9 protein-coding genes and 1 pseudogene are annotated in these 12,168 nt (G+C 48.8%); 3 read left to right on the top strand and 7 right to left on the bottom strand.

Features of this window, described 5'->3' with window-relative positions; genetic code table 11:
• A pseudogene (locus BRW63_RS08790) lies at nt 1-488 on the top strand (transposase); the annotation flags it as partial.
• 246 nt (nt 489-734) lie between these two features.
• On the opposite strand, the gene BRW63_RS08785 reads toward BRW63_RS08790, so the two are convergent.
• Complete coding sequence (locus BRW63_RS08785; protein ID WP_073070511.1) at nt 735-1,031, bottom strand: hypothetical protein; 297 nt, start codon at nt 1,029-1,031, stop codon at nt 735-737.
• A 235-nt stretch (nt 1,032-1,266) separates the two neighbouring features.
• Nucleotides 1,267-1,437 carry a chlorophyll a/b-binding protein gene (locus BRW63_RS08780; RefSeq protein ID WP_073070510.1) on the bottom strand — a complete coding sequence of 57 codons (171 nt, stop codon included), beginning with the start codon at nt 1,435-1,437 and terminating at the stop codon, nt 1,267-1,269.
• Between the two features lie 217 nt (nt 1,438-1,654).
• Between BRW63_RS08780 and ald the strand changes: the two genes are divergently transcribed.
• Nucleotides 1,655-2,743, top strand: coding sequence for an alanine dehydrogenase (gene ald, locus BRW63_RS08775; RefSeq protein WP_073070509.1), 1,089 nt, complete (start codon nt 1,655-1,657; stop codon nt 2,741-2,743).
• A 286-nt stretch (nt 2,744-3,029) separates the two neighbouring features.
• Here ald and BRW63_RS08770 read toward each other — a convergent pair whose 3' ends face one another.
• From BRW63_RS08770 to topA, 4 genes are all read right to left on the bottom strand, one after another.
• Complete coding sequence (locus BRW63_RS08770) at nt 3,030-3,245, bottom strand: hypothetical protein (protein ID WP_073070508.1); 216 nt, start codon at nt 3,243-3,245, stop codon at nt 3,030-3,032.
• A 169-nt stretch (nt 3,246-3,414) separates the two neighbouring features.
• A complete protein-coding gene (locus tag BRW63_RS27205) occupies nt 3,415-3,621 on the bottom strand; it encodes a DUF559 domain-containing protein (protein ID WP_083582779.1) in 207 nt (68 codons plus the stop codon).
• Nucleotides 3,622-3,636: 15 nt separating this feature from the next.
• Nucleotides 3,637-5,619 (bottom strand): nuclease-related domain-containing protein, encoded by a 1,983-nt coding sequence (locus tag BRW63_RS28225; RefSeq protein ID WP_146135827.1) that lies wholly within the window; start codon nt 5,617-5,619, stop codon nt 3,637-3,639.
• Nucleotides 5,620-6,070: 451 nt separating this feature from the next.
• Complete coding sequence (topA, locus tag BRW63_RS08760) at nt 6,071-8,848, bottom strand: type I DNA topoisomerase (protein ID WP_073070506.1); 2,778 nt, start codon at nt 8,846-8,848, stop codon at nt 6,071-6,073.
• Nucleotides 8,849-9,401: 553 nt separating this feature from the next.
• Here topA and BRW63_RS08755 point away from each other — a divergent pair.
• Complete coding sequence (locus tag BRW63_RS08755) at nt 9,402-10,970, top strand: NAD(P)H-quinone oxidoreductase subunit N (protein WP_073070505.1); 1,569 nt, start codon at nt 9,402-9,404, stop codon at nt 10,968-10,970.
• 135 nt (nt 10,971-11,105) lie between these two features.
• Here the strand turns inward: BRW63_RS08755 and BRW63_RS08750 are convergent, their stop codons facing one another.
• The gene (locus tag BRW63_RS08750) at nt 11,106-12,125 is read right to left on the bottom strand and encodes a tetratricopeptide repeat protein (RefSeq protein WP_181314386.1); all 1,020 of its coding nucleotides are present in this window, start codon (nt 12,123-12,125) and stop codon (nt 11,106-11,108) included.
• Nucleotides 12,126-12,168: the final 43 nt, after the last annotated feature.

Genomic DNA, 12,168 nt, shown 5'->3' with positions numbered 1-12,168 from the left:
CAACTGGGTGGAAGTTTGGCTTCAAACTGCATCTGATCATCAACGATCAAGGAGAACGCTTGGCGTTCAAACTCACTCACGCCCATACCGAACACCGCCAACCTGTGCCTGAGATGACCCAAGACTTAATTGCACAACTCTTGGGAGATCGCGGCTACATTAGCCAAAAATTGTTTGAAGAACTCTACGCAAGCTTCGCTACCCGCAGGGTTCGCGGTTTCCAACTAGTCACCCAATCCAAAAAGACTATGAAGCAGCGCTTGGTCAAATTGATGGATAAGATCTTGCTTCGCCAGCGGGCGCTGATGGAATCGGTCAACGCTCCACTGAAGAACGTTGGTCAGATCGAGCATTCCCGGCATCGCAGTTGCTGAAATTTTCTAGTCAACTTAGCAGCAGGACTGATCGCTTCCACTTATCAGCCCAAGTTGCCATCCTTAGATCTCAAACCCAAAGGGTTGCCTCCTCTGCCGCCTGCCATCTTTTAGGCCATCGAACTCACGTTGATTTATCTGAATTTTCGTCAGCGCAGCTAGCAGAAATCAAAGCAGACTTTGAAGCAGAACTGGAAGCACTTCAAACCCAAGAAGAAATCGGGGATGATCTTACCACTTTGTATGTGCTAGGTCGCAAATCTGAAAGTGAGATAGTGTAGACCCGTTGATTGCCGCACAATGATGCCCACCCGCGACCGTCAGAGTCAAAACGTTCATAGCATCAAGACACTAAAGCGGCTAATTCTGAGGCGGATTTTTTTTGGCCATTGAGAGCATCGGCAGGGAAGGGCGAGAAGACGAGGGCGGAAGCGCATAAATTGCCCTCCGTTCTTGCACGTCGGGTGAGCGTTTTTGAGATTGCCATAGTCTGAGCGCGATCGCCACTCCGACTGCGCTCAGACCAAAAATCACCAGTGAGGTGCTGCCATCGATGCCTCCGATCGCGACATCTACGGCACCTGCAATCAGCACAAATCCGGTGATTGGTTCCTTCCGATAGACGGTTCTGAACATTCGTGACCAGACAATACTCATAAAATTTGGCTCTATTGCAGTTACTTTTTATTTTAAAGCTACTTACTTGTCAACGGTATGGCTTCTCAACTTCTGTAGCTTTTTAACTTAGGAGCGTGGATTAAATAACTTAAGTTGCGACGATTATAAGCAAAATTACAGACATCAGTACACTGACTCAGGCAGATCGTTCAACTATAACAAAGGACAGACTTTCATCTGCCCTGTTAACTAAATCTTATACTCAGAACTGAAGCTACATCAAACCCAACCAAGACAGCACGCCTTGACCCGTTACATATTCAACAATCAACGCTGCGACAAAGCCAATCATAGCTGCTCGACCGTTGAGGCGCTCTGCATAATCATTAAAGCCGAACTTAGGTTCGCTTAATTTAGGAGCCGTTGTCGGTTGACTAGAAGTCATTGCTTGTTAACCTCGCGCCTTTAATAAATCAACAACTGAATCTTTTTGAAGAGTAGAGAACGCTAGAACCCCGATCGGCTACTTCACATTTCTTTACCTTCGCATCCTATTGTAGACAGATTTAAGACATTTTGCACAGAGATTCCGCCTCACGGATAACAACTACAAACGCTCAGCAGGTTTAAGCTAGAGCAGAGGTGAGCATAACGAGGTGAAGATGGAAATCGGAGTTCCCAAAGAAACAAAAGATCAGGAATTTCGGGTGGGGTTAAGTCCTAGCAGTGTACGGGTTTTGTCAGAGAGCAGTCACGCGGTATTTGTAGAAACCCAGGCTGGCGCGGGATCAGGCTTTACGGATGCTGATTATATCCAAGCGGGTGCTGATATTGTCAGTAGTCCTTCACAAGTCTGGAACCGGGAGTTAGTGCTTAAGGTCAAAGAGCCGCTAGTTAGTGAATATCAATATTTACAGAAGGGACAGATTCTCTTCACCTATTTTCACTTGGCGGCAAATCGTCTGCTGACTGAGCATCTGATCGATTCTGGTGTGAGCGCGATCGCCTACGAAACCGTAGAACTTCTCGATCGTCGCCTGCCTTTACTTACGCCGATGAGCATCATCGCCGGACGGTTATCGGTGCAGTTTGGGTCACGATTTCTAGAACGGCCGCAGGGAGGACGTGGCGTTCTTTTGGGCGGAGTGCCCGGAGTCAAACCTGGGAAAGTCGTGATTCTCGGCGGCGGTGTGGTCGGAACTGAAGCGGCGCGAATGGCGATCGGCATGGGTGCCCAAGTGACGATGTTGGATGTCAACGTCGATCGTCTGTCTTATCTAGAAACCTTATTCGGCTCTAGAGTTGAGCTGCTCTACAGCAGTTTTAGCCAAGTCGAGGCAGCGGTTCCTGACGCTGACCTTTTGATTGGAGCGGTGCTAGTGCCCGGAAGGAAAGCACCTACGATCGTCTCTCGTCAACTAGTCGGTCAAATGCGACCCGGCTCAGTGATTGTCGATGTGGCAGTCGATCAGGGCGGCTGCATCGAAACGGTTAGACCGACTTCTCACACTCAACCGACTTACGTTGAAGCGGGGGTTGTGCATTACGGCGTGCCCAATATGCCCGGAGCGGTTCCTTGGACGGCAACTCAGGCACTTAACAACAGCACCCTTCCCTATGTGTTGAAATTAGCAAATCATGGTTTAGAAGCGTTGGATAAAGATGCTGCGTTAGCAAACGGCTTAAATGTGCAGAATCATCAGTTGGTTCACCCAGCCGTACAAGAGGTGTTTGCTGATCTCGTTAGTTAGTAAAGATGGCGACGATCGAAGCTTCTCGATCTGCCTACTGGTCAGGGACGTTACAGGTAACGTCCCTACAGATGGGTGCGACCTCTATCTGATGTCCCAAGGAAACTCTCGGTTCTTTGTTCCATGAGGTTTTTGATAATTTATTGTGGAAGTCAATGAGTAAATTTAATATCTGCTTTGAAGAAACTCAAAAACCTTCTCAAATATAGATTATAGGCATTTTGTATCAAGTAGAGGTCGCACCCTTTTCAACCCTTTCTTGCACTAAATTTAGGCGTATATCGGCTCAACTCTGGCGCTGTTCAAAATCGGCGATGTCTCTCCCCGCTTTGATATGAGCATCTAGAGCATCCATCACTTTAAGTTCGTTAGCGTCAATGAAGGCTTTCCCGTTCAGATCTTCAGGAACCATGCCTAGAAATTTTATCCTGGCATGGACATCAGAGAGATCGATTTGGTAGCGATCGCCAAGGTCAGAGACGGGTCGAAAAAAATCAGTCATACGTCTTGTCCTGTACCCGGTCTTCCGGTCGAGATTAAGCTTGTCTGAGTTGTTGCGTTATTGGTTGCCATCATAGCCCTGAGTTCACAGATCGAGATCGCGCTTCTAACGTCCTTGATGATGTACTTTGTTGTGCTAAAGAGGTGGTCGCCGCGTTGCAGGACACTACTCACGATCGCCCCTGCAAAATCGACAAACACTCTGCCACGACTGCACTAGGACGCTCCAAGCAATCTCGCCCCGTAAACCTCACCGTTGGCAACCCTGCCCGTAGCAACATCCGATCGCGCACATAGTCCCTCGTCGCCTGTCCTCCCTCAAGGTGATGCTGTCCATTCACTTCGAGAATGAGGCACTTCCCCTGATGGAAGATCATGAAGTCGGCTTCCGTTTAAGACTTGATAGGTTTGACAGGTTTTTTGCAGACCAAATCGTTAAGCTGCTCTACAGATAAAAGACTGAATTGGTGTTGCGTCTGGTTAAACAAATTAATTTCAATATCTTGAATGACCTGCACCAGCCTGTCTAACGTGGTTACTCTGTAATAGCCACCAATCTCGGATTGAAGGCGACTAACATCTGCATCCTCTGGGAAAACAACAACTCCATAGACCCCGATCCTGCCACCTGCTCTATCTGATCCAACTCGACTTCTCATATTATCGGTGTAGCCAAGAACCTGCTTATAGGGATTCTCACCCCCTGAGCTTTTTATCGGCTTGCGTCTGCTTGTTTCCTGGCAAATCCAAGGCATATTCCTCACATCTCCCTCAGCCCAGATTTCGCCCACGTAATATTTAGCTTCAATGATAAAAACACAGGATTGACTAACGACGATGAAATCGGTGACTTGACGGATTTCTCTACGCTGACTGACATCGAATTGAGTATGAACTCGCCAACGCTCCGTTTGAAACTTCAGGCTACCCTGCAAGCAGTTTAGAACAGAACGCTCGAAGTCATTGAGCAAACCATCTAATGCCTCTTTCTGACGCAGTTCGTCTTTCTGACGCAGTTCGTCTTTCTGACGCAGTTCTTCAATCCGCTTCTCCAAGACTTGGAGATCTTGCTTGCCACCTTCCTTTTCCTGGTTTAAAACGTCAATAGTCTTCTCCATCTCTTCCCGTTTGCGATCAGCGTCCTGTTCTCGTCGTTCCACTATCTCAAGTTGAGTGCGTAGGAATCCTACCAGTTGTTCTGTTTCTCGCTGCTTGCGTTCACTTTCAGCGATTTCTCCGTGTAGCCTCCCAATCATAATTTTGTATTCGCGACCTTGAGCGTGAACTGCCTGGTTTCGCTGCTGGACGGCTTTTAACTGTTGTTGCAGCGCTTCCACGTTTTTCGTATTCCCGTCTTGCACCTGCGTTCGTGCCTGAGCAATCTGTTCCTGGAGGTTTGAGATCGTTCCCTTATTTTGCTCGTTCTCCTCTCGAAGTGTAGAGAAGGCTTTCTCTAACATTTCACTTTGCCGCTGTTGAGCAAGCTGTTTCTGTTGAGCAAGCTGATCCTCAAGTTGGGTAGTCATCTGTCCCAGTTGTTGAGTGGTCTGCTTTTCCTGTTGTTGGTAGGCTGTCAACTCACTCAGAAACTCTTCTCTCTGCGCGATCAGGGCTGACACTTGGCGTAACCGCTCCCGTAATTGCTGGCGCACCTGTTCCAACTGTTTGAGAAGCTGTTTCCTTTCTTTCTGTGCCTGCCGTTTCTCAGTTCGTTTTCGATAAAGCAGCCACTCAATGAAGCCAAACGCTGCCAGTCCACTAGCCCCAAACAGCGATACCGTCAATGCGTAGTACTTTTGCGCTCCACTCCCTAAAAATAGGCTATTCGGAAGCTTTGAGAACCATTGTTGATATTCCGCCCAGAACGATGGAGGAATGCCCCGCATGTAATAAACTCGTCCGATGATTTGACCTGAATTGGTTTTACCTGTTGCCTCCCAAGTCCGATCACGAGCGTCGGAAAACTCTGACTCTGTAGCGATAGGAGGTGGATTTCTTAAAATGCTGTACGGCGAACCTGCTAACTTTTCCAGGCTCAGTTGTTTCTTCCACTCCCGTTGAGAGTCGGAGGAGTAGAGGATTTTTTGATTGGGGCAATCTGGCTCCGGGGTCTTACAGTCTGTCACCACCATGCCAAATAAGCCATAGTTACTATCCAAGGTGCGTTGTAGCTCCTCCAAGTCACGATTAATGAGAGTCAAGGATAACTTTGTCGGCAACGTATGAGACAGCATATTGAAGTCTGCCGTCTGAACATTAGTAATTGTGCGATACCAATACTCTTTGTGGTTTGCCTGATTTGCAAATGTTGCAGCTCCAAGGCTGGCGAGGCTGATGATCAAGAAACGCCCTAGTAGGGGTAAAACTTGTTTCAAAATATACCTGCATAAGCTAGTTAAGCTAACTCTACCGAATCAATCGAGATCGAGCCATTCTGAATAGCAGAGCGGAAAGTGAATTTAAGACTAAAACCCTGACTGGTTAAAGATTACATCGTCTTACTCTAAGTTTTCGGGGTCGAATTCAAATTCTGAACTTGTGGCGTTTGTAACTGGCATAGATGACTGATGGCAACTGATAAAAATAGAGTCTGGATGTTTCAGGAGCCAGATCGTCTACAGGCTTCCAACCGCTTCAAAATTCGTGTCCGTGCTTTCGGACCACTCCCAACAGCACGAATAGCGGCTGAAGGGAGATGCCCTTTAGGAGCCTGTAAGTCATGAAGACGATCACCCTTTGGCTACCAAACTTGATTCACTCGCCAGCCAACCCGATCGCCAAAGCTGTCCTAACCCTACAGATCATCAATTTAGCTTTGAAAGCTTACTAATCTTCAGCCGTTTGCACTTTCTTACGGGTACTCGTGGTTTTCTTAGCGGCGGCTGTTTTAGCTGTCGTTTTCTTGGTCGTCGATTTAGAAGTTGTCGCCTTTTTAGTCGTACTGGCTTTCTGAGTCGTTTTCTGGGCGGTGGTTTCGGTCTCGCTGTCGGCTACTGCCTTCTTCGATCGTCCTGTCGTCTTGCCAGTCGTTTTACGACCTTTGGTTCCGGCTTTGGTTCCGGCTTTGGCAGCGATCGCGCCGAGCGCCGTTTCCATCGTGATAGATTCGACCGTCTCACCTTCGGGCAGCGAAGCGTTCACCTTGCCATACTTGATGTATGCCCCATAAGGGCCATCGTAGATGTTGACAGGATCTCCCTCTTCAGGGTGGGCACCTAATTCACGCAAGGGCTTGGCAGTGCCTCGTTTGCCTCTTACGGCTTTAGGTTCTGCTAACAGTTGCAGGGCGCGATCGAAGTCCACGGTGAGAACGTTGTCAGCAGCTTTGAGCGATCGATAGTCTTTGTGAACTTTGCCGTCTTCGCCTTTCCCTAAATCGTGGACAATATAAGGACCATAAGGACCTAAACTCGCCTGCACTTTTCTGCCAGTGTCAGGGTGCATTCCTAAAGTCCGAGGGAGCGCCAGCAAGCCAACGGCTTGTTCGATCGTCACGCTTTCAGGAGTCACCCCTTTAGGAAGGGACACGTTTTTGGGCTTCGGATTAGCATCAGACTTATCGCCCAGTTGCACATAGTGCCCATAGGGACCCAGCTTGACGTAAATCGGCTCACCATTCTCAGGATGAACCCCCAATTTCTTAGGACCTTGAAGCAGAATTTCGACTTGTTCTGCATTCAGATCAGCAGGCGGCATATCTTTGGGTAGGTTGATATTGCCGCTTTCTGACTCAATATAAGCCCCAGTCTTGCTAATGCGAATTTTTGCATCCAAATCGCCAAAGTGAATTGTCCGGGCTTCTTTGGGATCAATTTGGCTCTCGCGATCTTTGACCTGTTTTTCTAAGCCTTCTTCACCAGAGTAGAACTCACGAAGATAAGGAAGCCACTGCACTTCGCCCGTAGCGATGTCATCCAGAGTTTGCTCCATTTTTGAGGTGAAGCTAGGGTCAACAATCTCAGGGAAATGCTTCTCTAAAAGATCGGTGACCGCAAATGCAGTGAAGGTTGGGATCAGTGCATTGCCGACTAACTGAGCGTAGCCCTTCGCAAGGATGGTGCTGATGATGCTGGCGTAGGTGCTGGGGCGACCAATGCCTTCACTCTCTAGGGTTTTGACCAGAGAGGCTTCGGTGTAACGGGCAGGCGGTTGGGTTTCATGCCCGATCGCTTCCAAATTCCGGCAGTTGGGGTGATCGCCGACGCGCATGGTAGGAAGAATGACTTCTTGGCTCTCGATCGCTGCACTAGGATCATCAGAACCCTCGACATAAGCGCGGAAGAAACCTGCAAAGTCAATCCGTTTGCCACTAGCCCGAAACCCCGCGTCTTCAACTTGAATTTGGACGGTGATTTGAGTTTGCCGGGCATCTGCCATCTGAGTGGCAACGGTGCGCTTCCAGATCAAATCGTAGAGCTTCAAATCACGTCCGCTCAGATTGGTTTGCTGCGGCGTGCGAAAACTGCTTCCCGCAGGGCGAATCGCTTCGTGGGCTTCTTGAGCACCTTTGCTTTTGGTGGTGTATTGGCGAGGCTGAGGGCTGAGATACTCGGTTCCATACATTTGCTGGACGCATTCGCGAGAAGCGGCGATCGCTTGCCCAGACAGATGCACAGAATCTGTTCTCATGTAGGTGATGTAGCCTTGCTCATAAAGGCTCTGAGCCGTCCGCATTGTGTCACGGGCAGATAGTCCTAATTTACGATTCGATTCTTGTTGCAGGGTAGATGTGGTGAAAGGAGGCGATGGCTTCCGCGTCACCGGGCGCTCTTCTTGATCCGAAACTGTCCAAGTTTTGTCAGCGAGGCGCTCTTGCAAAACTCTAGTTTCTGCTTCGTTGAGCAAGAGAACGTTGCGACCTGCCACAATTTGACCCGTCGATTCGTCGAAGTCGGCACCTGTCGCTAGTTTGCGACCCCCCAGGGTCATGAGTCGGGCTTCAAACTCGTTTGTTTTCTTACTATTTTCGCCAACTGCCAGTAGCGCTTTCAGATCCCAGTAAGATCCTTTACGAAAAGCTCGGCGCTCTCGTTCTCGCTTGACTAGCACTCGAACCGCGACCGATTGAACGCGCCCTGCTGAAAGACCCATTGCGATCTTTTTCCAAAGCAGTGGGGAAAGCGTGTAGCCGACTAAGCGATCAAGAATGCGTCGCGTCTCTTGGGCACGAACTAGCTTTTCGTCTACATCTCGGCAGTTGCGAATCGCGTCTTGAATCGCCTCTTCGGTGATCTCATGGAACACCATGCGTTTGATCGGCACTTTGGGTTGCAGCAGTTGCAATAAGTGCCAGCTAATGCTTTCCCCCTCGCGGTCTTCGTCAGTTGCTAACAGCAGTTCATCGACACCTTTAAGGGCTTCTTTAAGTTCCTTGACAATCTTCTTTTTGTCTTGCGGAACAATGTATAGAGGTTCAAAATTAGAATCGACGTTGACTCCTAACTGTGCCCACTTTTCACCCTTGACGGATGCCGGGATGTCAGCGGCAGATTGAGGCAAATCGCGCACGTGCCCCATCGATGCCTCTACCCGATAAGTCGAGGGCAGATAGTTGCGAATGGTGCGGGCTTTAGTAGGGGATTCAACGATGACAAGAGTTGACATGAGTCTCGTTAACTTTTAGAAGAGAGCAGGGGGAGCGGATGAGTGAGGCAGCGTGTGTATTTAATCAATAACACCAAATCTGAACGATCGCCTGATTTCAATAAAGTAACTTTTCAAATCCTGATGTGCCAACGAGCAGTTTTCTAAAGTCACCTTCAATATATAGTGACAATTTCAAATTGTTTTCAGTCAAGGGCGTTCCCCATAACTTATAACCATACTCATGGGCAAGATCGATTTAACACAAAGTTTTGGGAAGATTTCCTGACTAATTCCGGTCGGATATCTCTACCGCAGCAAAATTACAAACCACCCATTTTTCAACTTTCGTCTTCAGAAAATCATCGGTTCAGGCAAATTAACATAGACTCAACTCAATGGCTATGAAGGGGTGAAACAATCCAATTCCAGCCTGAATCGGTAGAATTTAACGGGAAGGTGACAGTCTAGCGCGATAGAATCCCTAAAAGAATCACACTTTCTAACTTCACCCGGTCGATCGGGTTGCCCAGTTTAAATTTTTTGTTAACCCTGCTCAATCGGACTAATCTCTATGGATTTTGCTACGCTTGTAGCCCAGTTAAACACTGGAGCAATCTTGCCAGAAATCATTGTGATCACAACGCTCTTGATTGTGATGATCGGTGATCTCATTGTTGGACGTGCTGCTTCGTCAAAGTGGACTCCTTATTTTGCGATCGGCGGTTTGCTCACAGCGTTCGGTGCCCTCTACTTTTTGTGGAATACGACGGCTCCGATCGCGTTTCTGGGTGAATATAACAGTGATAATCTCAGCATTGTGTTTCGGGGAATCGTCGCGCTCTCAGCCGCCGTGACGATTTTGATGTCGATCCGCTATGTCGAGCAGTCAGGCACGGCTCTGGCAGAGTTTTTGATTATTCTACTCACCGCAACGGTAGGAGGCATGTTCCTCTCTGGTGCAGATGAGCTAGTCACCGTCTATGTCGCGCTAGAAACGCTGAGTATCTCTTCATATTTGCTGACGGGCTATACCAAGCGTGATCCCCGCTCTAACGAAGCGGCATTGAAATATCTGCTGATTGGGGCTTCGAGTTCTGCCATTTTCTTGTATGGAACTTCGCTGCTCTATGGGTTATCAGGCGGCGAGACGAATTTGAGCAAAATTTCCACTCAGATTGGGGCAGCGGGATTGGCGGACTCGATCGGTCTGGTCATCGCCCTCGTCTTTGTGATTGCGGGGATCGCCTTTAAGATTGCGGCGGTTCCATTCCACCAATGGACACCCGATGTTTATGAAGGCTCTCCCACTCCGGTAGTGGCTTTTCTGTCGGTTGGCTCTAAAGCGGCGGGATTTGCGCTGGCAATTCGGCTTTTGGTGACGGCATTCCCACTCGTCACCGAACAGTGGCACTTTGTCATGACTACACTAGCAATTCTCAGTATGGTGCTGGGAAACGTGGTGGCGCTGGCACAGACGAGTATGAAGCGGCTGTTGGCGTATTCGTCGATCGGGCAAGCAGGCTTCGTGATGATTGGGTTAGTCATCGGCAGTGACGCGGGTTACGCCAGCATGGTGTTTTACCTGATGATCTATCTATTCATGAACCTGGGCGCGTTTACCTGTGTGATTCTTTTCACGCTGAGAACGGGCACCGACCAGATTAGCGAATATGGTGGCTTGTATCAAAAAGACCCGCTTTTGACCCTGGCGTTGAGTATCTGCCTCTTGTCACTAGGCGGAATTCCTCCACTCGCTGGCTTCTTTGGCAAACTATATATCTTTTGGGCAGGTTGGCAGGCGGGAGCTTATCCGCTTGTGCTGTTGGGTCTGTTGACGAGCGTAATTTCCATCTATTACTACATTCGTGTGGTGAAGATGATGGTGGTCAAAGAGCCGCAAGAAATGTCTGAGGCGGTGAAAAACTATCCTGAAATTAGCTGGAATCTACCGGGAATGCGCCCGTTGCAGGTGGGTTTGGTGCTGACATTGGTCGCAACCACGATCGCGGGTATTCTTTCTAATCCTCTGTTTACGCTGGCAAATGACTCGGTAACCCAAACGCCGATGCTGCAACAAGCCATGCAGAAGCCTGCGATTCAGGTGAGTCACAAGGTCGATCGGACTCCTGTGAATCTGTAATCGCTGGTTTCAGAAACTCAAATCGCTCTCAGATGACTGGGGGCGATTCTTTATTTAGAAGAGTGGATTAAATAATATTGGTTACTTGCAAAGATAATGGGCACGGTTGTGCCCTGCCCTGACGCAGATTTCGTTCTAATCCACGGTAGTTCTGGCGGTGCCGACCGTTTTGAGCGATCGTAGCAACAACACCCACGAGACATTGCTAACATCCTCTAACGTTTGTTTCGATTTTTGCTTCGGTTGAGGCTTGAGTTTTGGAGGCTGTTTCGCCAACAATCGTTTCGCCCGTCTGAGGTTTTCGCCTGCCACTTCACAGCTAAGGTCTAATTTCAGCGCTTGCTGATATTCGCCGATCGCGAGGTGGGTTTTGCCTTGACGCTGAAGCACTAACCCTAAACCATTGTGTGCTAAAGCATGACTGCTGATCAGCTTCGGTTTTTTGAGGTTGGGTAAATTTAATGCTTTTCGGTAAGTGCGTGACGCTTCTTCTAAACGCTTCTGATTGAAGAGCGTGTCGCCCAGATAGAGATAGGTCACGGCATAGCGCGAGTCGAGGCTGATTGCTTTGCGGTAGAGCGCGATCGCCTCCTCAGATTTTCCTTGCTTGTGTAGCGATCGACCCAATCCTACATAGGCGATCGTATGGGCGCTAGCCGTCGTTCCTTTGACTTCTGGCAGCGAGAGAGCCTTCTGATAAGCGTTAATTGCCGCCGAAAATTTCTTGAGTTCACGCAACGCATTCCCTAGCCCACTATAAGCATGGGTCAGGGTTGGGTTAATCTGAATTGCTCTGTGATAAGCCGCGATCGCTTCTTCGGGGCGTTTTTGCTCAAGCAGGGCGTTGCCTAAACCACAATAGGCTTCAGCGTTATCTACACTGATTTGAACGGCTCTTCCATAAGTGGCGATCGCTTCTTCGAGTCTTCCTTGGTCATAAAGCGTGCTACCTAGCCCCTGATAAGCTTGGACATTTCTGAAATCGATTTGAATGGCTTTTCGGTAGGCGGCGATCGCGGCTTCTAGTTTCTGGCTGGCTCTCAGTTCGGTGCCTAAATTAACATAGTAAGTGGGGTCATTGAGTTCTAAATCAAGGCTTTTTGTAGACGACGAAGCAACAATTTCGGAGGCATCATCGCAGCCAGTTATCAGCACTGTGCTAGCTAAAGCGAGTGCAACTGGGATTGTGAGTCGTGAA

This window comes from Phormidesmis priestleyi ULC007 (genome assembly GCF_001895925.1).
GTDB lineage: Bacteria > Cyanobacteriota > Cyanobacteriia > Leptolyngbyales > Leptolyngbyaceae > Phormidesmis_A > Phormidesmis_A priestleyi_A.
Note: the sequence above shows the minus strand (reverse complement) of the source record. Positions and strands in the feature narration are given on the sequence as shown.

What these genes read in the sequence shown, in the direction of transcription:
- ald (WP_073070509.1), top strand. Translation starts at nt 1,655, where the DNA reads ATGGAAATCGGAGTTCCCAAAGAAACAAAAGATCAGGAATTTCGGGTG.
- BRW63_RS08785 (WP_073070511.1), bottom strand. Translation starts at nt 1,031, where the DNA reads ATGAGTATTGTCTGGTCACGAATGTTCAGAACCGTCTATCGGAAGGAA.
- BRW63_RS08755 (WP_073070505.1), top strand. Translation starts at nt 9,402, where the DNA reads ATGGATTTTGCTACGCTTGTAGCCCAGTTAAACACTGGAGCAATCTTG.
- BRW63_RS08780 (WP_073070510.1), bottom strand. Translation starts at nt 1,437, where the DNA reads ATGACTTCTAGTCAACCGACAACGGCTCCTAAATTAAGCGAACCTAAG.
- BRW63_RS08770 (WP_073070508.1), bottom strand. Translation starts at nt 3,245, where the DNA reads ATGACTGATTTTTTTCGACCCGTCTCTGACCTTGGCGATCGCTACCAA.
- BRW63_RS27205 (WP_083582779.1), bottom strand. Translation starts at nt 3,621, where the DNA reads ATGATCTTCCATCAGGGGAAGTGCCTCATTCTCGAAGTGAATGGACAG.
- topA (WP_073070506.1), bottom strand. Translation starts at nt 8,848, where the DNA reads ATGTCAACTCTTGTCATCGTTGAATCCCCTACTAAAGCCCGCACCATT.